Raw genomic sequence first — 22,437 nt, 5'->3', positions numbered from 1 at the left:
AATGTGTCAGCGGCGCGCATAAAAAAGCCAGCCCGAGAGCTGGCTTAGGTCTGACGTTATGACTAGATAGTCATTATTGCGTCTTAGATGGCCTGCTTAAAAATCACCGTATCGGCCTTCTGCACGTAGCTGTCCAGCTCGTCGAAGTTCAGGTAGCGATAGGTATCGGCGGCGGTGGCGTTCAGCTCCTGGGCGTATTCCAGGTACTCGGCCACGGTCGGCAGCTTGCCGTGAATGGCGGCCACGGCGGCCAGCTCGGCCGACGCCAGATACACGTTGGCACCCTTGCCCAGACGGTTGGGGAAGTTACGGGTGGAGGTCGACACTACGGTGGTGTTGTCGCCTACCCGCGCCTGGTTACCCATGCACAGGGAGCAGCCCGGGATCTCGATGCGGGCACCGACCCGGCCAAAGATGCCGTAGTAGCCTTCGGCGGTCAGCTGATCCTTGTCCATCTTGGTCGGCGGTGCCACCCACAGCCGGGTCGGCAGTTGGCCCTTGAACTTGTCGAGCAGCTTGCCGGCGGCACGGAAGTGACCGATGTTGGTCATGCAGGAGCCGATGAAGATCTCGTCGATGTGCTCGCCGGTCACGTCGGACAGCAGGCGGGCATCGTCGGGATCGTTCGGGGCACACAGGATCGGCTCCTTGATCTCGCTCATGTCGATTTCCAGCACGTGGGCGTACTCGGCATCGGCATCGGCTTCCATCAGCTCGGGGTTGGCCAACCACTCTTCCATGCCCTTGATGCGGCGCTCCAGGGTGCGCTGGTCACCGTAGCCTTCGGCGATCATCCACTTCAGCATCACGATGTTGGAGTTGAGGTACTCGATGATCGGCTCTTTATCCAGCTTGATGGTACAACCGGCGGCGGAGCGCTCGGCGGTGGCATCGGCCAGCTCAAACGCCTGCTCCACCTTCAGCTGGGGCAGACCCTCGATTTCCAGCACCCGGCCGGAGAATTCGTTGATCTTGCCTTCCTTGGCCACGGTCAGCAGGCCGTGCTGAATGCCGTAGTAGGGAATGGCGTGCACCAGATCGCGCAGGGTGATGCCGGGCTGCATTTCGCCCTTGAAGCGCACCAGCACGGATTCCGGCATGTCCAGCGGCATCACGCCGGTGGCGGCGGCAAAGGCCACCAGGCCGGAGCCCGCCGGGAAGGAGATGCCGATGGGGAAACGGGTGTGGGAGTCACCGCCGGTGCCCACGGTATCGGGCAGCAGCATGCGGTTCAGCCAGGAGTGGATCACGCCGTCGCCCGGACGCAGCGACACGCCGCCCCGGTTCATGATGAAGTCGGGCAGGGTGTGGTGAGTGGTCACGTCCACCGGCTTGGGATAGGCGGCGGTGTGACAGAACGACTGCATGGTCAGATCGGCGGAGAAGCCCAGGCAGGCCAGATCCTTCAGCTCGTCCCGGGTCATCGGGCCGGTGGTGTCCTGGGAGCCGACGGTGGTCATTTTGGGCTCGCAGTACTGACCGGGGCGAACGCCGGTCACGCCGCAGGCCTTGCCCACCATCTTCTGGGCCAGGGTGTAGCCCTTGCCGGAGTCGGCCACCGGGGCCGGGCGCTTGAACACCTCGGAGGGTGCCAGACCCAGCGCTTCACGGGCCTTGTCGGTCAGGCCACGGCCGATGATCAGCGGAATACGGCCGCCGGCGCGTACTTCGTCGAGCAGCACGTCGGTCTTCAGCTTGAAGGTGCTCAACACCTCGTCGCTGCCGTGGCGGCAAATCTTGCCCTCGTAGGGGTAAATGTCGATCACGTCGCCGGTGTTCAGTTTGGTGACGTCGCACTCGATGGGCAGGGCGCCAGCATCTTCCATGGTGTTGAAGAAGATGGGGGCAATCTTGCCGCCAATGCAGATGCCGCCGGCGCGCTTGTTGGGCACGAACGGAATGTCGTCACCCATGTGCCAGAGCACGGAGTTGGTAGCGGACTTGCGGCTGGAGCCGGTGCCGACCACGTCGCCCACATAGGCCAGCGGATGCCCTTTTTCCTTCAGGGCGTCAATGGCCTTGATCGGACCAATGGTGCCGTCTTCATCGGGCTCAATGCCGGGACGGGCATTCTTCAGCATGGCCTGGGCGTGCAGCGGAATGTCGGGGCGGGACCAGGCGTCCTGGGCCGGAGACAGATCGTCGGTGTTGGTTTCGCCGGGCACCTTGAACACGGTCATGGTGATTTTGTCGGCCAGTTTGGGGCGCTCGAGGAACCACTCGGCGTCGGCCCAGGACTGCATCACCTGCTTGGCAAATTCGTTGCCGGCCTTGGCCTTCTCGTCCACATCGTGAAAGGCGTCGAACATCAGCAGGGTGTGGCTCAGGGCCTTGGCGGCGATGGGCGCCAGCGCGGCCACGTCCAGCAGCTCAATCAGCGGGGCGATGTTGTAACCGCCCTGCATGGTACCCAGCAGCTCGGTGGCCTGCTCGGCAGACACCACCGGCGAGCTCACCTCGCCCTTGGCCACGGCGGCGAGAAAACCGGCTTTTACATAAGCGGCTTCATCAACACCAGGGGGAATGCGGGTAGAAAGGAGTTCGTAGAGGAAGGCTTCTTCGCCGGCGGGCGGGTTTTTGAGTAATTCAACCAGGGCGGCTACTTGCTCTGCATCGAGTGGCTTGGCAACCACTCCCTCTGCGGCACGTTCTTCGACGTGTTTACGATAGGCTTCAAGCACGACTGTATCCTCTTATTATCATTCGCCACCGAGGGCGTAAATGTCCTTGTAGGGGGCCAGGGGCGTCCTTCAGAACGCCGCGAAAGTATATAAGTTTTAACCATGAATTAAAATCCGGCCCACCTCCCCTTTGCTCGAATATTTGACTAACGCCATGTTTTACATGACCTTTCCATACCCTTTTGAGCACGTTCGGGATCGAACCCGCCATTCACATCAGAAGCTGAACAGGTTGCCGAAGTAGAGGTAAATACTACTTTTATTTCCTTCGCCCTGGCCGTAGGCCAGATAGAGCGGGCCCCAGTTGGTGTCGACGCCAACGAATATGCTGCCGGCGGTGAGCGAGTTGCCCCAGCCCACCTCGCTTCCGGAGTTCCATACCCCGCCCCGCTCCAGTGAACCGCCCAGATAGACCGGTGAGCGAAAGGCACCAAAGTCGTTGTCGGCCCAGCGATAGTGATAAAGCACACCGGCCAGGCCGCTGTAGCGGCCGCTGAGCTGTTCGCTCTGGTAGCCGGACAGGTTGAACAGGCCGCCCAGGCTGCGGGCAAACACCGGCAGCGGCTGTTCGGCGGTGGAGCCGCCCAGCACCAGCTTGCCCACAAAGGTATGCCGGCCGGCATTCCAGGGGCGCAACCAGTCCAGCTCATAATCCAGCCCGGCTACCCGTTCGTCATCCTCCTGACCTTCCAGCCGGTTGCGGTAATACCCCAGAGTCAGCTCCGCCGCCTCGCCGTGGGTGGGGAAAAACACATTGTCCAGGGTATCGTGGGTAAAGCGCAGGTAGGGGCCTACCGAGCCAACGTCCAGGCTGTCATTGAAGTTGCGCGCCTCAATGTCGCCGGTCAACCCCTGCAGCCCCAGGGCCAACTCACTCCAGGGGTTGAGGTTGTAACCCAGCTCTCCCAGCAGCTGCCAGGTGGCGTAGTCGAAGTCCAGGGTCGTCAGCCGGCCAAACAACAGTAAGTCATCGTCACCCGGCTCGACAAAAAAGGTGCGCCGGCGCTTCTGGTATTCGGCCCTCGCCTTCATAAAGAAGTCGTAATCGGTGTCCAGGGGCGTGTAGTACTCGGTGGCCACCAGCTTGTTGCTGCCGAGGGTGGCCTCGGCCAGCCATTCGCCTCCGAGAGCGGTGATATTGGTGCGGCGAAACTGGGCACCAATCTCAAAGTTGGTGCGGCTGGAAAAGTCGTCTTCCAGGGCAAACTTGAGGTCGACAAAGCCCGGTCCCCAATCTTTTTCACGGGTGTGTACCGTGAGCACCTGCTCCTCGTCCTGCTCTTCGATGCGGTAACTGACCTGCTCAAAGGCGTCCAGGGCATAGAGCCGGCGCACCCCCTGCTCCAGATCCTCGGTTTGGTGGAACTGTCCGGGCCTGAGCCCCAGCGCGTCCAGAATCACCGCCTCGCTGAGACGGGAGTCGTTCTCCACCACCACCCGGTCGAGAAACACCGCATCGCTGCGCTGCAACCGTGCCCGCCGGTCGAGCTTGCGGTCTCTGTAGTCGGCATAGTCCTGCTCACTCAGGGCGAGCGCCAGCAGTTGCGGCAGCAGTGCCGTGGCCGCCGCCTCCCCCCGGGCAATGGCTTCGGGCATGCGGTTAAAATCACCCACACCAATGCCAATAATATCCGGAGTGAGCAAGACATCGTCATCGGTGAGCAGGGCCTTCTGCCGCTCGGTGCCGGCCCGGGTCAGGTAGTTGGTGAGCTGGGTCACCATGGCCAGGGCGTTGTGTAGCTTGTCCCGGGGCAGCATGGCGTCGCCGATGTCCACGGCGATCACCACCTCGGCGCCCAACTCTCTGGCCACGTCCACCGGCAGGTTGTTGACCACGCCGCCATCCGCCAGCAGCCGGCCGTTGAGCTCCACCGGCTGCAGCACGCCGGGCACCGACATGGAGGCCTGCATGGCAGTAGCCAGGTGACCCCGCCCCAGCACCACGGGGGTCATGGTTTCCATGTCGGTGGCCACCGCCCGGTAGGGTATGGGCAGGTGATCGAAGTTTTTCAGTCGGGGAATGGTCAGGGTGCTGCGCCGAAGCAGGGCGCCCAGGGACTGGCCCTGAAAAAAGCCGCCGGGCAGGCTGAGCTGCCAGTCTTCGTCAATGCCGATATCGGTTCGCAGCAGAAATTCGTCATTCTGTCGCTTGCGCCGCAACGACAACTCGTCCCGGCCCACCTTGTCCTGATAGCCCTGGTTCCAGTCCAGGGCCAGCAGCTGCCGCTCCAGCTCATCGGCGTCCAGCCCCAGGGCGTACATGCCCGCCACATAGGCGCCCATACTGGTGCCGGTAACAATATCCACGGGAATGCGATGTTGCTCCAGCACGCGAATCACCCCCACATGGGCGGCGCCCTTGGCCCCGCCGCCACTCAGCACCAGGGCCACGTGAGGACGCTCGGCCAGCGCCGGCAACGACAACAACAGGGTCAGCAACAGCAGGTAAGGACGCATGGCAATTCGACGGCAACGAGCACATTATGTTCGCATTGTATGCCGTCAAACGAAAAATGGGGAGTGCCGGCCAGGCCGCAAAAGACAGCGGCAGGCACAAGATTCGGGAGGGAAGCGCTCAAGTCCTTGTTCCTCAGCGCCTGCTCTCCAAACAAAAAAACGCCCGGCCAGATGGCCGGGCGTTGCATTCCTCAGGCAAGAAGAAAACTTACTTCTTCTTCTTGGCCTTGGGGTTCGGCATATCGGTGATGGAGCCTTCGAACACCTCGGCGGCCATGCCCACGGACTCGTGCAGAGTGGGGTGAGCATGAATGGTCAGCGCGATGTCTTCGGCGTCGGCGCCCATTTCAATGGCCAGGCCGATTTCACCCAGCAGTTCGCCGGCGTTGGTACCAATGGTGGCACCACCCAGTACGCGGTGAGTGTCCTTGTCGAAGATCAGCTTGGTCATGCCGTAGGAAGAGTCGGAGGCAATGGCCCGGCCGGAGGCCGCCCAGGGGAAAGAAGCCACTTCAAAGTTCAGGCCTTTTTCCTTGGCTTCCTTCTCGGTCACACCCACCCATGCCACTTCCGGCTCGGTGTAGGCGATGGACGGAATGACCTTGGGATCGAAGTAGTGCTTCATGCCGGCGATCACTTCGGCGGCCACGTGGCCTTCGTGCACACCCTTGTGCGCCAGCATGGGCTGACCCACGATGTCGCCGATGGCGTAGATATGCGGCACATTGGTGCGCAGCTGCTTGTCGACGTTGATGAAACCACGCTCGTCCACGTTAACACCGGCTTTCTCGGCGTCCAGGGACTTGCCGTTGGGGGTACGGCCGATGGCCACCAGCACGGCGTCGTAAACGTTGGTGATGCTCTCGCCTTTCTTGTTTTCCATGGTGACGTGAATACCGTCATCCTTGGCGTCAACGGCGGTCACCTTGGTTTCCAGCATCATGTTGAACTTGCTCTTCACCTGTTTGGTGAAGATCTTGATGATGTCCTTGTCGGCCGCCGGAATCACCTGGTCAAACATTTCAACCACGTCGATCTTGGAGCCCAGGGAATGGTACACGGTACCCATTTCCAGGCCGATGATACCGCCACCCATGACCAGCAGCTTCTCGGGGACTTCCTTCAGCTCCAGCGCATCGGTAGAGTCCCATACGCGCGGGTCGTCGTGGGGAATGAAGGGCAGTTTGATCGGACGGGAGCCGGCGGCAATGATGGCGTTGTCAAAATTGACGGTGGTATTGCCGTTCTCGCCTTCCACCACCAGGGTGTTGGCACCGGTGAACTTGGCAAAGCCGTTCACTACCTTGACCTTGCGCATCTTGGCCATGCCACCTAGACCCTGGGTCAGCTGGCCAATGACTTTTTCCTTGTGCGCGCGCACCTTGTCCAGATCGATCTGCGGCTCGCCAAAGGTCACACCGTGGCTGGCCATCATCTTGGATTCTTCAATCACCTTGGCGATGTGCAGCAGCGCCTTGGAGGGGATACAGCCCACGTTCAGGCAAACACCGCCCAGGGTGGAGTAGCGCTCGACAATAACGGTTTCCAGGCCCAGATCGGCGGCACGGAAAGCGGCAGAATAGCCGGCAGGGCCCGCGCCCAGAACCACAACCTGAGCTTTGACTTCTTGACTCATGGTGACCTCTATTATGATTTTTCAGCCCTGTTCAGGCAGTGACGGCCGGAGCACCAGACTCAAGACGGCCACTACATTGCAAACGGGCAAAAGTTTACTGTTCTGTTATTAAAAAGAAAGTAAAAAGGCAGGCTTATGCCTGCCTTGTCACATTAAAGGGCCAGGCGACGAAGGTCGCTCAGTACACCACTCAGCATGGTGATGAAGCGGGCGCCGTCGGCACCGTCAATCACTCGGTGGTCGTAGGACAGTGCCAGCGGCTGGATCAGGCGAGGTTCAAATTCCTTGCCGTTCCACACCGGCTTGATGCTGGACTTGGACACACCCAGAATGGCCACTTCCGGCGCATTCACGATGGGGGTGAACTGGGTGCCACCAATGCCGCCCAGAGACGAGATGGTGAAGCAGCCGCCCTGCATGTCGGCCGCGGTCAGCTTGCCGGCGCGGGCCTTCTTGGAGATTTCACCCAGCTCCAGCGCCAGTTCGCGAATGCCTTTCTTGTTGACGTCGCGAACCACCGGAACCACCAGGCCGTTGGGAGTATCCACCGCCACACCGATGTGCACGTACTTCTTCATCACCAGGCTCTGGCCGTCTTCCGACAGGGAAGAGCAGAACTTGGGATAGGCTTCCAGTGCCTTGGCGGCGGCCTTCATGATGAAGATCAGCGGAGAGATCTTGTAACCCAGCTTCTGCTTCTCGGCGATGGCGTTCTCGGTCTTGCGGAACTCTTCCAGCTCGGTGATATCGGTCTCGTCGAACTGGGTAACGTGGGGGATTTTCACCCAGTTACGGTGCAGGTTCGGACCAGAGATCTTCTGAATGCGGGTCAGGGCCACTTCTTCCACTTCACCGAACTTGGCAAAGTCGACCTTGGGCCAGGCCAGCACTTCCAGACCGTTGCCGGCCACGGCCACACCCGCAGGCTGACCTTCCACGCGCTTGATGATGGACTTGACGTAGTTCTGCACGTCTTCCTTCAGAATGCGCTGTTTCGGGCCGGTGGCGGATACCTTGGACAGATCAACACCAAACTCGCGGGCCAGGCGGCGAACCACCGGGGTGGCGTGCACATAGGCATTGTTCTCAACGAACTCGCCCTTGGCAGCGGCCGGCACAGCGGCGGTCGCGGCAGCCTTGGGCGCTGCAGCTTTCGGCGCCTCGGCCTTGGCCGGAGCGGCGGCGGCAGGGGCAGCAGCCGGAGCGGCACCTTCCACTTCAAACACCATCACCAGGGAGCCGGTGTTCACCTTGTCACCGGTGGCCACCTTGATTTCCTTGACCACACCGGCGAAGGGCGCGGGCACTTCCATGGAGGCCTTGTCGCCTTCCACGGTCAGGATGGACTGATCGGCGTCCACCTTGTCGCCCACGGCGACCATCACCTCGGTGACTTCCACTTCGTCACCGCCGATGTCCGGCACGTTCACGTCCTTGGCGGCGGCAGCGGCCGGGGCAGCAGCAGGCGCGGCTTCGGCCGGCGCAGCGGCAGCAGCCGGTGCGGCACCACCGGCTACTTCAAATACCATGATAAGGCTACCGGTGTTGACCTTGTCGCCCACGGCAATCTTGATCTCGGCGACCTTGCCGGCAAACGGCGCCGGTACTTCCATGGAAGCCTTGTCGCCTTCCACGGTGATCAGGGTCTGCTCTTCTTCAATGGTGTCACCTACGGCCACGGCGATTTCGGTGACTTCCACCTCGTCACCACCGATGTCCGGAACCTGCACCTCTTTCAGGGCGCTGGCGGCGGCAGCGGCCGGGGCAGCTTCGGCCTTGGGCGCTTCTTCGGCAGCAGCCGGGGCGGCAGCGCCGCCCTCTGCTTCAAATACCATGATAAGAGAACCGGTGTTGACCTTGTCGCCCACGGCAATCTTGATTTCCTTGACCACGCCGGCGGCGGGGGCAGGCACTTCCATGGAGGCCTTGTCGCCTTCCACGGTGATCAGAGACTGCTCTTCCTCGACCTTGTCGCCCACGGCAACCAGGATCTCGGTAACTTCAACCTCGTCCGCGCCGATATCCGGCACCAGAATATCTTTAGACATGTGTTACCCCTTATGCGTACAGCGGGTTGATCTTGTCGGCATCGATGCCGTACTTGGCGATGGCGTCGGCCACGACCTGCTTGTCGATGGTGCCCTGCTTGGCCAGCTCGGTCAGCGCGGCAATCACCACATAGTGCTTGTTCACTTCAAAGTGACGACGCAGGTTCTCACGGCTGTCGGAACGACCGAAACCGTCGGTACCCAGCACCTTGTAGCTCACGGACGGCATAAAGGCACGCACCTGTTCGGCGTAGTTCTTCATGTAGTCGGTGGCGGCGATGGCCGGCTCGGTGCCCATCACCTGAGCGATGTAAGGCACGCGGGCCTCTTCGGTCGGGTGCAGCATGTTCCAGCGCTCGGCGTCCTGACCGTCGCGGGTCAGTTCGTTGAAGGACGGTACGCTGTACACGTCGGAGCCGATGCCGTATTCCTCGGCCAGGATCTGGGCGGCTTCACGCACACCCACCAGGATGGTGCCGGAGCCCATCAGCTGAACCTTGCCCTTGCTGCCTTCTACGGTTTCGAGCTTGTAGATACCCTTGCGGATGCCTTCCTCGGCGCCTTCCGGCATGGCCGGCTGGTGGTAGTTCTCGTTCAGCGTGGTCAGGTAGTAGTACACGTTCTCGGGGTTGTCGCCGTACATGCGACGCAGACCGTCCTGCACGATAACCGCGACTTCATAGGCGTAAGTCGGATCGTAGGTGATACAGTTCGGAATGGTGCCCGCCAGAATGTGGCTGTGGCCATCTTCATGCTGCAGACCTTCACCGTTCAGGGTGGTACGACCGGAGGTGGCACCCAGCAGGAAACCGCGAGCCTGTTGGTCGCCGGCGGCCCAGCACAGATCGCCTACCCGCTGGAAACCGAACATCGAATAGTAGATGTAGAACGGAATCATGGGGCAGTCGTTGGTGCTGTAGGAGGTGGCAGCGGCCAGCCAGGACGACATGGCGCCCAGCTCGTTGATGCCTTCCTGCAGTACCTGACCCTTCTTGTCTTCCTTGTAGTAGGCCACCTGCTCACGGTCCTGAGGAACGTACTTCTGGCCGTGCGGGTTGTAGATACCGATCTGACGGAACAGGCCTTCCATACCGAAGGTACGGGCTTCGTCGGCCAGGATGGGCACGATGCGCTTACCGATGGACTTGTCCTTCAGCATGATGTTCAGGGAACGCACGAACGCCATGGTGGTGGAGATTTCGCGCTTTTGCTCTTCCAGCAGCGGGGCGAACTCTTCCAGCGCGGGAATGTCCAGCTTGACGGTGGTTTCCGGCAGGCGGGTCGGCAGGAAGCCCTTCAGGCTCTGACGACGGGCGTGCAGGTACTCGTGCTCGCGGGAACCTTCCTCGATCTTGATGTAGGGCAGGTTCGGCAGCTCTTCGTCGCTCACTTCAATGTTGAAACGATCGCGGAAGTGCTTGAGGGAAGACATGTCCATCTTCTTGACCTGGTGCGCGATGTTCTTGCCTTCGGCGGCATCGCCCATGCCGTAACCCTTGATGGTCTTGGCCAGAATAACGGTCGGCTTGTCCTTGGTGTCGGCGGCGTTCTTGTACGCGGCAAACATCTTGGCCGGATCGTGGCCACCCCGGTTCAGGGCAAAGATTTCCTCGTCGGTCCAGTCCTTCACCAGCTCGGCGGTCTCCGGATACTTGCCGAAGAAGTGCTCGCGCACGTAGGCACCGTCTTTGGACTTGAAAGTCTGGTAGTCGCCGTCCAGGGTCTCGTTCATCAGCTGAACCAGCTTACCGGAGGTGTCCTTGGCGATCAGATCGTCCCAGCGACGACCCCAGATAACCTTGACCACGTTCCAGCCGGCACCGGTGAACAGGCCGTCGAGTTCGTTGATGATCTTGCCGTTACCCACCACCGGGCCGTCCAGGCGCTGCAGGTTACAGTTGATGATAAAGCACAGGTTATCCAGCTTCTCGCGGGCGGCGATGGTGATGGCACCCTTGGATTCCGGCTCGTCCATCTCGCCGTCGCCCAGATAGGCGTAAACGCGCTGCTCGGAGCAGTCTTTCAGGCCACGGTCGGTCAGGTACTTGAGGAAGCGGGCCTGATAGATGGCGTTGATCGGGCCCAGGCCCATGGAAACGGTCGGGAACTGCCAGAAGTCCGGCATCAGCTTGGGATGCGGGTAAGACGGAATGCCCTTGCCGTCCACTTCCTGACGGAACATGTCGAGCTGGGCTTCGGTCAGGCGGCCTTCGGCAAAGGCGCGGGCGTAGATGCCGGGAGAGATGTGCCCTTGAAAGAACACCAGGTCGCCGCCGTCTTTCTCGTTGCGGGCGCGGAAGAAGTGGTTGAACGCCACTTCGTACATGGTGGCGCTCGAAGAGAAGGAAGACATGTGGCCGCCCAGATCCAGGTCTTTCTTGGAGCCGCGCAGTACGATCATGACTGAGTTCCAACGGATGATGGCGCGGATCCGCCGTTCCAGATCCCAGTTGCCCGGGTACTCAGGTTCTTCGTCGGTGGTGATGCTGTTGACGTAATCTGAGTGAGCATTGCGGGCCACGGCAACGCCATGCTTGATGGCTTTGGTGGTCAGGCGCTCGTAAATGTACTGAGCGCGCTCAGGTCCTTCTTGACGGATCAAAGACTCCAGGGCGTCAAGCCACTCTTGAGTCTCTATTGAATCCACATCATTTTTCAGGATATCAGACATGGCTGTTTCCTATCTCGTTTGGGGCTGACGCCCATGGGTTTCGTCGCTGCCGAAGGCATTATTATTCCTGTTGACGGGTTCGGCGCAGGGAGCGCTGAATACGGCTCTCTTCACGCTGAATGTCAAACAGGGTTTCTTCAATAAAGGCCAGGTGCTCATGACAAGCGTCCCTGGCCTGCTCCGGCTCGCGTGACAAAATGGTCTGGATCAGATTGGCGCGATGTTTGCGAATCTTCTCCACCATGCCGGCTCGCCGGTTAAGAATCTGAATGTTGCGCAGAATGCTGGACTCCAGCATGGGCTGAATGGCACGCAACAGGTGCAGCAGCACCACGTTGTGGGCCGCCGCCGCCACCGCCAGGTAAAACTCGGCGGCGTATTTGGCTTCTGCGGCCAGATCGCCCTTTTCCTGGGCCTGAATGATGGCCTGCTGGGCCGCGCGAATGGCATCGAAGTCGGTTTCGGTACCGCGCATCGCCGCATAAAAGGCAGAAATACCTTCCATGGTGTGACGAAACTCCAGCAGGTCGTACTGGGACTCCGGGTGCTCCGCCAGCAGCTGGAACAGCGGATCGGCCAGCCCCTTGGTCAGGGCGTTCTGCACATAGGTGCCGCCGCCCTGTTTGCGGGACACCAAACCGCGCACCTCCAGGTGCTGAATGGCCTCACGCACCGAGGGGCGTGACACCGCAAACTGCTCGGCCAGCTCCCGCTCCGGCGGCAGACGCTGCCCCGGCTGCAGGCTGCCTTCGACTATCATCTGCTCCAGTTTGGCGGCGATGGTTTCGGCAAGTTTGGGTTGTTTGATGCGCTGATAGGTCATTCGCTCGGCTTTTAAAATTGGTAATACCAATTAACACTGTTAAAAAAAGGTATCAGAGCAGGCAAGAATTGTCCATGGTTTTTGTGATCATTGCATACAAATGAAGGATATCGGCCGGCGTTTTTTCGAACCGGCTCATAAAACTAGCCCAGCCACAGTAAAACACAAGAAAATGGGTAATGGTCAGACCAACCGAAAACCGGGGAATGGGGATTAGGAATTGGGGGCTGGGGAATGGGGATGGCGTAGGTTGCGAATGAGCGCAGCGAATTCCAACATGGTGCCGCTGGCCACTCCCCTGTTGCGATTCGCTTCGCTCATCACAACCTACCACTTCTGTCAGCCATCAAAGCATGGCGCGAAACCGTTTCCAGTCAAACCCGGGGCCGGGGTCGGTTTTGCGGCCGGGGGCAATATCGCTGTGGCCGGTAATGCGTGTCGGCGTGATGGCGGGATAGGTGCACATCAGCATTCGGCTCACGTCGGCCAACCGCTGATACTGGGCGTTGGTGTAGTCGCCGGTGTCGGTGCCTTCCAGCTCAATGCCGATGGAAAAATCATTGCACCTGTCACGGCCGTCAAAGCAGGACACCCCGGCATGCCAGGCCCGGCGGTGAAACGGCACATACTGTACCAGCTCGCCGTCACGCCGTATCAGGCAGTGGGCCGACACTCGCAGTTGGTAAATATCCTCAAAATAGGGATGCGCCGCCGGCGCCAGCCGTCCCAGGAACAGATCATCGATATAAGGGCCACCAAAACGCCCCGGGGGCAAGCTAATGCAATGCACCACCAGCAGGGAAACTTCGGCATCGGGACGCTCGTCCTGGTGAGGCGATTCACAGTGGCGGGCCGGGCTCAGCCAGCCCTGATTCAGGCTCAGGGGCATGATGGTTCCAGTAAAGAGTGACGGGCGCGCATATACTAACAGGTTAAGGGACCGAAGGCGGACAAGGAGCGAGGATGACGCAACCAAGGGATCCGGTCCGACGCACCGGGCGCATCATGTGGCTGCTGGCCTGGCTGCTCGCATTGATGCTGCTGACCTGGCACTTTCACCAGCGCCTGATGCTGCGCGCCAATACCGAACGCCAGGTGCAGGTCGTCGGTTCCGACAGCGTGGTGCTCCAGCAAAGCCGCCACGGCCACTACCTGGCCGACGGCGCCATCAACGGCCAGCCGGTGGTACTGCTGCTCGATACCGGCGCCACCCAAATGGCAGTGCCCCAGGCGGTCGCGGCACGGTTGACCCTGCCGGTGGGCGCGCCTCTGCGGCTTAGTACCGCCGCCGGGCATGTCACCGGCTACCGTACCCGCATTAAAACGTTGTCGCTCGGCCCCTTCACCCTGTACGATCTGGATGCTGTCATCATGCCCGGCACCAGCGACGAAGTGCTGCTGGGCATGAACGCCCTGCGCCGCTTTGAGCTGACCCAGCGGGGCTCGCAGCTGACCATGAAGTTCTTGCAGCAGGCCCCCTAGCCTTCGGCAAGCCACATTACATCTGCATATGTGACAAAAGGTAGACGCCATGCACAACGCCTCCCTGGCCCGGGAAATACGCTTTAACGTCACCGCCGCCCTCACCGAGGATCTGGGCGGCAATCTGGATCCCCGGCAGGATATTACCGCCATGCTGCTGCCCGAAGATCAGCAAGTGACTGCCCACCTGATCACCCGAGAAGACGGCGTGTTCTGCGGTCGGGACTTCGCCGAGGAAACCTTTGTGCAACTGGGCGGGCAAGTCAGCCTGCACTGGCTGGTCAAGGACGGTGATGCCATTACCGCCGGCCAGCGGCTTCTCACCCTCTCCGGTCCGGCCCGGGCCATCCTCACCGGCGAGCGCACCGCGCTGAACTTTATTCAGACGCTGTCGGCGGTGGCCACCGCAACCCGGCGCTATGTGGATCTGCTGGCCGGCACCCACTGCCGCCTGCTTGACACGCGCAAGACCCTGCCCGGCCTGCGCCAGGCGCTGAAATATGCAGTGACCTGTGGCGGTGGCCACAACCATCGCATGGGCCTGTATGACGCCTACCTTATCAAGGAAAACCACATCTTCGCCTGTGGCGGCATCGACAAGGCGGTGAGCGAGGCCCGCAGGCTGCAGCCGGAGAAACCGGTGGAAGTGGAAGTGGAATCCCTGGCCGAGCTGGAGCAGGCCCTGGCGGCCGGCGCCGATATCATCATGCTCGACAACTTCAGCGTGCCCGATATGCGCACCGCCGTGGCCACCACCGCCGGACGCGCCAAACTGGAAGTATCCGGCAACGTCACCCAGGAAACCATTGCCGGCTACGCCGCCACCGGAGTCGACTTTGTGTCGGTAGGCGCCCTCACCAAGCATGTACACGCCCTGGATCTGTCATTGCGGGTCGAAAGCTGAGCCTTTTCTGCCGGTTGCCATCCGTAAAATGCCGGGCTTGCCCGGCATTTTTTATGGCCGGCCACGGTTCGCTCACAAGCGCTAGCAAAACCTCAAAAAACATCCATATCAAAAAATCGCAAGGTTGAGCGAAAAAGAACGGGGGTTTGTCCCATTCCGTTAAACTGTTTGCTGGAAAAAAACACAACCGCTTGCTATCACTTAATGGCAGGCTTGAATGAAGCCGGAGATACCCCTCTTTTTTCTGCCACTCAAGGATGACGTTATGAAAAAGACCTCTCTTTCCCGCCAGGGCGGCTTTACCCTGATTGAACTGATGATAGTGGTAGCTATTGTGGCCATTCTTGGCGCCGTAGCATTACCGGCCTATCAGAACTACACCAACCGTGCCAAATTTAGCGAGGTGATTGCAGCAGTAGGGCCAGCCAAAACTGCGGTAGAAGTTTGTGTGCTGGGGGGGCTTGGTAATTTTAATGCTGGCAATTGTGCGACAGCTGCAGATAACGCAGTTTCTGGCTCTTTTGATACAACAAACGTTGCCTCCGTTGATGCGAATGCTGCAAGTGGTGCAATCACCATCACAGCGACGGGCGCCTCAAGTTTTGGCACAGACATAACTTATCAGTTAACTAGTAACTCTCTTGCCGCAGGCCAACAGGTGACTTGGACAGTGGGTGGTTCCTGCATTACCAGCGGCCTCTGTTAATAGCGCCTATGCCCCACTCCCATGAACAGGTTAAAAGCGGCCTGGCCCGTAGCCTGGCCGCTTCATCCATTCTGGATTCGGCCCAACTGGAGCAAGCCTGTGCCCGCGCCGTACAGGAAGCCAAGCCCCTCAGTACCGTGCTGGTGGAAACCCAACTGCTTTCCAGCGAGGAGCTGGCCCGCTTCTGCGAGCGGGAATTTGGCCTGCCCCTGGTCAGTCTGGACGACTTTGATACTGAGGAAGTGCCGTCACAGTATCTGAGCATGGATCTGATCGAGCGCCATTACGCCATTCCCGTGCACCTGCGCGGCAAAGTGCTGTATCTGGCCATGTCGGATCCCACCAATGTGGCGGCGCTGGAAGACTTCGGCTTTCGTTTCAACCTGGTCACCGACACCCTGCTGGTGGAAGAGAGCAAACTGCAGCAGTTGCTGAACAGCCTGCAGCAAAACACCGGTACCGGGCTGGATCTGGACAATATCGCCGACGACGACATCGCCGGCCTGGAACTGGGCGAAGACCCCTCGGAGCGGGACGACGAACCCGGTAGCCAGGAAGACGACGCCCCCATCGTTCGGTATATCAACAAAATCATGCTCGACGCGGTGCGCCGGGAAGCCTCGGATCTGCACTTTGAGCCCTACGAAACCTTCTTTCGCATTCGCTTTCGCATTGACGGCATACTGCACGAGGTGGCCTCGCCGCCGGTTAACCTGGCCTCCCGCTTTGCCGCCCGGCTCAAGGTCATGGCCCGCCTCGACATTGCCGAACGCCGCCTGCCCCAGGATGGCCGTATCAAGCTCAAGCTCACCCGCAGCAAGTCGGTGGACATGCGGGTCAACACCCTGCCCACCATGTGGGGCGAAAAAATCGTTATTCGTATTCTCGACAGCTCTGCCGCCCGCCTTGACATTGAGCAGCTGGGTTACAGCGAAGCCCAGAAAGCCCTCTACCTCAATGCCCTTAACCGGCCACAGGGCATGATACTGGTCACCGGCCCCACCGGTTCGGGCAAGACGGTGTCGCTCTATACCGGCCTGAGTATTCTCAACAAGGTGTCGGCCAATATCTCCACCGCCGAAGATCCGATTGAAATCAATCTGCCCGGCATCAATCAGGTACAGATCAATCCCAAGGCGGGGCTGAGCTTTTCCCACGCCCTGCGCGCCTTTCTGCGCCAGGATCCCGATATCATCATGGTAGGGGAAATTCGGGATCTTGAAACCGCCGAAATCGCGGTCAAGGCGGCCCAGACCGGTCACCTGGTGCTGTCTACCCTGCACACCAACTCCGCCGCCGAAACCCTGACCCGACTCAGTAACATGGGGTTGCCGGCCTACAATATCGCGTCATCGGTCAGCCTGATTATCGCTCAACGGCTGGCACGCAAGCTGTGTACCCACTGCCGGGAACCCGAGCAGATGAGTGCCGAGCAACTGCAGGCCCTGGGCTTTACCCCGGCCCAGCAGGCCGAGGGCATTACCCTGTATCGCGCCGTGGGCTGCGCCCAGTGCACCGATGGCTACAAGGGCCGCACCGGCATTTACGAGGTACTGGCCATGAGTGAACGCCTGTCGAGCCTGATCATGAACGACGCAGGCTCCCTGGCGCTGGCCCGGGCCGCCGAGGAGGATGGCATGGTGACCTTGCGCCAGTCGGCCCTGGCGAAGGCCCGCCTGGGCATTATCAGCCTGTCCGAGGTCAATCGAGTAACCGGCTGAACCCCATTCGCCACAGGGAGATCGCATGGCAACCACTAAAGAGCTGAAGGTCTACCCGTTCAAGTGGGAAGGCATTAACCGCAAGGGCAAGAAGGTGTCGGGCTTCGTGCAGGCCGCCGATACCAGAACCGCCAAGCGTGAACTGCAGCGCCAGGGCATTAATGCCATCAAGGTCAGGCGCAAGAGCCAGGGGGTGCTGGCCCGCTGGAAGGATGCCATCAAGCCGGCGGACATCGCCATTATTACTCGCCAGGTGGCCACCATGCTGGCGGCCGGGGTCCCTCTGGTACAAACTCTGCAAATCATCGCCCGCTCCAATGAGAAGAACAGCATTCGCGAGCTGACTGGCGGCATTGCCGCCGACGTAGAGGGTGGCACACCGCTGTCCCAGGCGCTGCAGAAGCATCCCAGATATTTTGATGAGCTTTACTGCGACCTGGTGCAGTCCGGCGAGCAGACCGGCTCGCTGGAGCATATATTCGACCAGATCGCGCTCTATCGTGAAAAGGCCGAGGCCATCAAGTCCAAAATCAGGAAGGCCATGTTCTACCCCATCATGGTACTGCTGGTCGCCTTTGCGGTGACCGCCATATTACTGCTGTTTGTGATCCCCCAGTTTGAAGAAATTTTTGCCGGTTTTGGCGCCACCCTGCCCGCTTTTACTCAATTGGTGATCAATCTGTCGCGCTGGCTGCAGCAATACTGGCTGTTTATTCTAATCGCCCTGGTAATAGGCGGCTGGCTCTATGTGCGGGCCTGGCGCAATTCGCAAAAGGTGCGGGACGCCACCGACCGCTTTATTCTGCGCCTGCCCGTCGTCGGCAAAATACTGCACAAGGCGGCCCTGGCCCGTTTTGCCCGCACCCTGGCCACCACCTTTTCCGCCGGCATTCCGCTGGTGGAAGGCCTGTTGTCTGCCGCCGGTGCGTCGGGCAATGTGGTATATCGCGAAGCGGTCAAACAGATGCGCGACGAAGTGATAGCCGGCATGCAGATGAACCTGGCCATGCGCGCCACCGGGCTGTTCCCGGACATGGTGGTGCAAATGGTGATGATCGGCGAAGAGTCCGGCGCCATAGACGACATGATGCACAAGGTGGCCGGCATTTACGAACGGGAGGTGGACGACGCCGTGGATGGCCTCACCAGCCTGATCGAACCCCTGATCATGGTGGTGCTGGGAGTTTTGGTTGGCGGCCTGGTCATTGCCATGTATCTTCCCATCTTTAATCTGGGCAGCGTGGTACGCTGAACGGCCTTGGGCGAAACTGAAAGTCACACAATAATATGGCGGCCTGCCGTATCGATATTTTTCGGGAACTCCATGATTGCACTGCTCGACAATACCGCCCTGCTTTACCTTGTTATTCCCCTGCTGGGGCTGCTGGTGGGCAGCTTTCTTAACGTGGTGATCCACCGGCTGCCGCTGATAATGCAGCGGGAATGGCAACGGGAGTGCGCGGCCCTGCAGGATCAGCCGGTGACCGATGAAGCTCCCTTTAACCTCTGCGTGCCCCGCTCCCGCTGCCCTCACTGCGAACATACCCTGGCGGCCAGCGACAATATTCCCCTGTTGAGTTGGCTGTGGCTGAAAGGCCGCTGTCGTTACTGCCAGGCGCCGGTGTCACGGCGCTACCCCCTGGTGGAGCTGGCCTCGGCGCTGCTCGCCGCCATCACCCTGTGGCGCTTCGGTGCCGGCCCGCAGTTACTGGCGGCGCTGGTCTTCAGCTGGATGCTGCTGTGCATGACCCTGATCGACCTCGATCACTTGCTGCTGCCGGATCAACTCACCCTGCCGCTGCTGTGGCTGGGGCTGCTGCTCAATATCAATGAGCTGTTCGTACCGCTGCAGTCTGCGGTGATCGGCGCCGCCGCCGGCTATGGCATTCTGTGGAGTCTGTACTGGCTGTTCCGGCTTGCCACCGGCAAGGAAGGCATGGGCTATGGCGACTTCAAACTGCTGGCCGCCATCGGCGCCTGGTTTGGCTGGCAAAGCCTGTTGCCGGTGCTGCTGCTGGCATCCTTTACCGGCGCTGCCCTGGGGCTTGGCCTGATGGCCCTGCGGCGCCTGGGGGAAGACCGGGTGCTGCCCTTTGGTCCGGCCCTGGCCCTGGGCGGCTGGAGCTACCTGATGTGGGGCACGGACGTGGTTAAACTGTACTGGAGACTGGCACTGTGAGTTATGTGGTAGGACTGACCGGCGGCATTGGCAGTGGCAAAAGCACCGTGGCTGAGCTGTTCGCCAAACAGGGCGTCGACATTGTCGACGCCGACATCATCGCCCGTGAGGTGGTGGCTCCAGAAGAGCCGGCGCTGGCAGCCATTGAGCAACATTTTGGATCCGAGGTAATCACCGCAAGCGGTGAGCTGGACCGGCGCGCCCTGCGCGCCCGGGTGTTTAATAACGCACAGGAAAAAGACTGGCTTAACGCCCTGCTGCATCCGGTTATTCGTGAGCGCATGGTGACCGCCTGTGCCGCCTGCACCTCCTCCTACTGCCTGCTGGTGGTGCCGTTACTGGTGGAAAACAACCTCACCGGCCTGTGCAACCGCGTGCTGGTGGTGGACGTCAGCCCCGAGACCCAGCTTGCGCGCACCGTTAAACGGGACAATGCCGATGAAGCACAAATTCGCGCCATCATGGCCGCCCAGGCCAGCCGCGAGCAGCGCCTGGCCGCCGCCGACGACGTCCTGAACAACAACAGCCCCGACCAGGCGGGGTTGCACGCGGAGGTGGCACGGCTGCACCGGAAGTATTTGGCCCTGGCAAAAGACGAAAACGGTGAGACGTGGAAGGAAAAACGTGAGGTGTGAGGCGTGAGGGGATAACTGCCAGACGGCGTCTATCCCCCCCTTTTTTACCTCAGGCGGTACGGGTAAAAATCAGATCCCAGACGCCGTGGCCCAGGCGGTGGCCGCGCTGTTCGAACTTGGTCAGCGGGCGGTAGTCAGGTCGCGGCATATAGTCGCCCGGGCTACCGGAATGAGCGGCGTTGGCATAACCGGGAGCGGCATTCATCACTTCCAGCATGTGCTCGGCGTAGTTTTCCCAGTCGGTGGCCATGTGGAATTCGCCGCCGATTTTCAGCTTGCTGCGCACCATTTCCACAAATTCCGGTCGTACGATGCGGCGCTTGTGGTGACGCTTTTTGTGCCAGGGATCCGGGAAAAACAGCTGTACCCGGTCCAGGCTTTGCTCGGGCAGCATTTGCTCAAACACTTCCACCGCATCGTGACACATCACCCGCAGGTTGGTCAGGCCGGCTTCCGCCGCGCCCATCAGACAGGCACCCACGCCCGGGGTGTGCACCTCAATACCGATAAAGTCCTGCTCCGGGGCGGCGGCGGCCATTTCCACCAGCGAGCCGCCCATGCCAAAGCCGATTTCCAGCACGCGGGGGGCGGCGCGGCCAAATACCGCGTCCAGGCTCAGTAGTTCACTGGAAAAGTCGATGCCCATCACCGGCCACTGCTCCGCCATGGCCTTTTCCTGGCCCTTGGTCAGGCGGCCTTCCCGGCGCACAAAGCTGCGAATTTTGCGCTTGCGCAGGTCTTCTTCGGTCTGGGCGGGCGGCTTCTGTTCAGTCATCTCGTTTCTCCGGCTGGCAATGAAGTGCGAATTATCCAAAGTTAAGCCAAAGGTGCAAGCCGAAAACGCCGGCAGAAAAAATCCTCCATATTCACGCTATTTTCAAAAAGAACACGCCGTCATGCCCGCCAATACCAAAAAAAGTGTCATTCAGCCCCACCTAGACTGAAGGTCATCACCGGTCATTGAAGGAGTCTGCCCATGGCGCCCATGCATAACAACGGTAATAACAATGGCAAGGTGACCGACGCCCTGATGCCCTATCTGCAGGAGCCGCGGCTGGTGCGTGAGCTGGCCTACCTCAACGGCCAGTGGGTGCACGGTCAGCGCGACTTGCCGGTATTCAATCCGGCCACCAATGATGTTATTGGCCATGTGCCCCGGCTCAACACCGAGCAGGCAGGGCTGGCCGTTACCGCCGCGCACACCGCCCTGGGTCCCTGGCGCAGCCTGCCGGCGGACGAGCGCGCTGCCCTGCTGCTGCGCTGGCACGATCTGATCCTTGAGTACAAACAGGATCTGGCCACCCTGATGGTACTGGAGCAGGGCAAGCCGCTGGCGGATGCGCTGGGCGAAATCGACTATGGCGCTTCCTTTGTACGCTGGTTTGCCGAAGAGGGCCGGCGCGCCGGCGGCGATACCCTGCCCAGCCATATTCCCGGCGCCGAGTTGCATACTCGGCGCGAGCCGGTGGGCGTGGCGGCCCTGATCACCCCCTGGAATTTTCCCCACGCCATGATCACCCGCAAGGCCGCGGCGGCCCTGGCCATTGGCTGCACAGTAGTGATCAAGCCCGCCAGCGAAACGCCGTTTTCCGCCCTGGCGCTGGCCGAGCTGGCGGAGCGGGCCGGCTTTGCACCTGGGGTGATTAACGTGATCACCGGCTCCGGTGCCGAGCTGGGTAACACCCTGTGCCGAGACGATCGCGTACGGGCGCTGTCCTTTACCGGCTCCACCGCGGTGGGTAAGCAACTGCTGGCCGCCTGCGCCGATACGGTAAAGAAATGCGCCATGGAGCTGGGCGGAAATGCCCCCTTTATGGTGTTGCCCGACGTGGATATTCAGGTGGCGGCGCGGGCGGCGGTGGCCGCCAAATTCCAGACCGCCGGCCAGGACTGCCTGGCCGCCAACCGCATACTGGTGCCCCGCCCCCGCTACGAGGAGTTTCTCGACGCCTTTGCCGGCGAGATGGCTCGCCTTCGTGTCGGCAACGGCCTTGAAGCCGGTGTCACCATGGGGCCGCTTATCCACCGCCGGGCGGTGGACAACGCGCAAAGCCTGGTGGACGACGCCCTGGCCCACGGCGCCCGCCTGTTTGCCGGCAACCGGCAGCCTGGCCCCGGCGAAAACTTCTTTCTGCCGGTGCTGCTGGCCGACGTCACCCCCGCCATGCGGGTATACCGGGAAGAGAACTTCTGTCCGGTCGCGGCGGTGTTGGCCTATGAGGATCCCGCCGAATTGCTGGCGCTGGCCAACGACACCGAATACGGCCTGGCCGCTTACATCTTCGGACACGATCAGCGGCTGATCAGACCCCTGCTGGACGGGCTGGAGTTCGGCATGGTGGCGGTCAACTCGGTAAAAATGACCGGCCACTGCATTCCCTTTGGCGGCATCAAGCACTCGGGCCTGGGCCGGGAAGGCAGCCGTCATGGTTTTGATGATTTCAGCCAGCTCAAATACTGCTGCCTGGGCGGGCTTTGACGGTGCAGTTTATCA

Annotated in this window: 16 protein-coding genes; 8 read left to right on the top strand and 8 right to left on the bottom strand. The window is 60.7% G+C overall.

What is annotated here, in order from left to right; all coding sequences use genetic code 11:
- Positions 1-83 precede the first annotated feature (83 nt).
- From acnB to ampD, 7 genes are all read right to left on the bottom strand, one after another.
- Positions 84-2,681, bottom strand: a complete 2,598-nt coding sequence (gene acnB, locus OJHNALOF_RS04180) for a bifunctional aconitate hydratase 2/2-methylisocitrate dehydratase (protein ID WP_094200357.1) — start codon at positions 2,679-2,681, stop codon at positions 84-86.
- Positions 2,682-2,897: 216 nt separating this feature from the next.
- Positions 2,898-5,138: a patatin-like phospholipase family protein gene (locus tag OJHNALOF_RS04175; RefSeq protein WP_165661250.1), complete on the bottom strand. Its 2,241-nt coding sequence runs from the start codon at positions 5,136-5,138 to the stop codon at positions 2,898-2,900.
- A 208-nt stretch (positions 5,139-5,346) separates the two neighbouring features.
- Positions 5,347-6,774 carry a dihydrolipoyl dehydrogenase gene (gene lpdA, locus OJHNALOF_RS04170; protein WP_094200359.1) on the bottom strand — a complete coding sequence of 476 codons (1,428 nt, stop codon included), beginning with the start codon at positions 6,772-6,774 and terminating at the stop codon, positions 5,347-5,349.
- Between the two features lie 152 nt (positions 6,775-6,926).
- On the bottom strand, positions 6,927-8,822 hold the full coding sequence (gene aceF, locus OJHNALOF_RS04165; RefSeq protein WP_165661249.1) for a pyruvate dehydrogenase complex dihydrolipoyllysine-residue acetyltransferase: 1,896 nt from the start codon (positions 8,820-8,822) through the stop codon (positions 6,927-6,929).
- Positions 8,823-8,832: 10 nt separating this feature from the next.
- Positions 8,833-11,493 (bottom strand): pyruvate dehydrogenase (acetyl-transferring), homodimeric type, encoded by a 2,661-nt coding sequence (aceE, locus tag OJHNALOF_RS04160; protein ID WP_165661248.1) that lies wholly within the window; start codon positions 11,491-11,493, stop codon positions 8,833-8,835.
- 61 nt (positions 11,494-11,554) lie between these two features.
- Positions 11,555-12,316: a pyruvate dehydrogenase complex transcriptional repressor PdhR gene (gene pdhR / locus OJHNALOF_RS04155; protein WP_165661247.1), complete on the bottom strand. Its 762-nt coding sequence runs from the start codon at positions 12,314-12,316 to the stop codon at positions 11,555-11,557.
- 346 nt (positions 12,317-12,662) lie between these two features.
- Entirely contained in the window at positions 12,663-13,205 is a 543-nt protein-coding gene (ampD, locus tag OJHNALOF_RS04150; protein ID WP_206063557.1) for a 1,6-anhydro-N-acetylmuramyl-L-alanine amidase AmpD, read from the bottom strand.
- Between the two features lie 74 nt (positions 13,206-13,279).
- On the opposite strand from ampD, the gene OJHNALOF_RS04145 reads away from it, so the two are divergent.
- From OJHNALOF_RS04145 to coaE, 7 genes are all read left to right on the top strand, one after another.
- The gene (locus OJHNALOF_RS04145) at positions 13,280-13,798 is read left to right on the top strand and encodes a TIGR02281 family clan AA aspartic protease (RefSeq protein ID WP_165661246.1); all 519 of its coding nucleotides are present in this window, start codon (positions 13,280-13,282) and stop codon (positions 13,796-13,798) included.
- Between the two features lie 49 nt (positions 13,799-13,847).
- Entirely contained in the window at positions 13,848-14,702 is an 855-nt protein-coding gene (gene nadC, locus OJHNALOF_RS04140; protein WP_165661245.1) for a carboxylating nicotinate-nucleotide diphosphorylase, read from the top strand.
- Positions 14,703-14,967: 265 nt separating this feature from the next.
- Positions 14,968-15,408, top strand: a complete 441-nt coding sequence (locus OJHNALOF_RS04135) for a prepilin-type N-terminal cleavage/methylation domain-containing protein (RefSeq protein ID WP_165661244.1) — start codon at positions 14,968-14,970, stop codon at positions 15,406-15,408.
- 8 nt (positions 15,409-15,416) lie between these two features.
- Complete coding sequence (gene pilB, locus OJHNALOF_RS04130) at positions 15,417-17,129, top strand: type IV-A pilus assembly ATPase PilB (RefSeq protein ID WP_165661243.1); 1,713 nt, start codon at positions 15,417-15,419, stop codon at positions 17,127-17,129.
- Between the two features lie 25 nt (positions 17,130-17,154).
- Positions 17,155-18,381 carry a type II secretion system F family protein gene (locus OJHNALOF_RS04125; RefSeq protein WP_094200366.1) on the top strand — a complete coding sequence of 409 codons (1,227 nt, stop codon included), beginning with the start codon at positions 17,155-17,157 and terminating at the stop codon, positions 18,379-18,381.
- A 72-nt stretch (positions 18,382-18,453) separates the two neighbouring features.
- A complete protein-coding gene (locus OJHNALOF_RS04120; RefSeq protein WP_094200367.1) occupies positions 18,454-19,308 on the top strand; it encodes an A24 family peptidase in 855 nt (284 codons plus the stop codon).
- Entirely contained in the window at positions 19,305-19,943 is a 639-nt protein-coding gene (coaE, locus tag OJHNALOF_RS04115; RefSeq protein ID WP_165661242.1) for a dephospho-CoA kinase, read from the top strand. The genes OJHNALOF_RS04120 and coaE overlap by 4 nt, the downstream gene beginning before the upstream one ends.
- Before the next feature lie 49 nt (positions 19,944-19,992).
- Here the strand turns inward: coaE and trmB are convergent, their stop codons facing one another.
- Positions 19,993-20,718 carry a tRNA (guanosine(46)-N7)-methyltransferase TrmB gene (trmB, locus tag OJHNALOF_RS04110; protein WP_165661241.1) on the bottom strand — a complete coding sequence of 242 codons (726 nt, stop codon included), beginning with the start codon at positions 20,716-20,718 and terminating at the stop codon, positions 19,993-19,995.
- A gap of 201 nt (positions 20,719-20,919) precedes the next feature.
- On the opposite strand from trmB, the gene OJHNALOF_RS04105 reads away from it, so the two are divergent.
- A complete protein-coding gene (locus OJHNALOF_RS04105; RefSeq protein ID WP_165661240.1) occupies positions 20,920-22,422 on the top strand; it encodes an NAD-dependent succinate-semialdehyde dehydrogenase in 1,503 nt (500 codons plus the stop codon).
- The last annotated feature ends 15 nt before the right edge of the window (positions 22,423-22,437 follow it).

The sequence above is a fragment of the Oceanimonas sp. MB9 genome, from assembly GCF_011319775.1.
GTDB classification, from domain to species: domain Bacteria; phylum Pseudomonadota; class Gammaproteobacteria; order Enterobacterales; family Aeromonadaceae; genus Oceanimonas; species Oceanimonas doudoroffii.
Note: the sequence above shows the minus strand (reverse complement) of the source record. Positions and strands in the feature narration are given on the sequence as shown.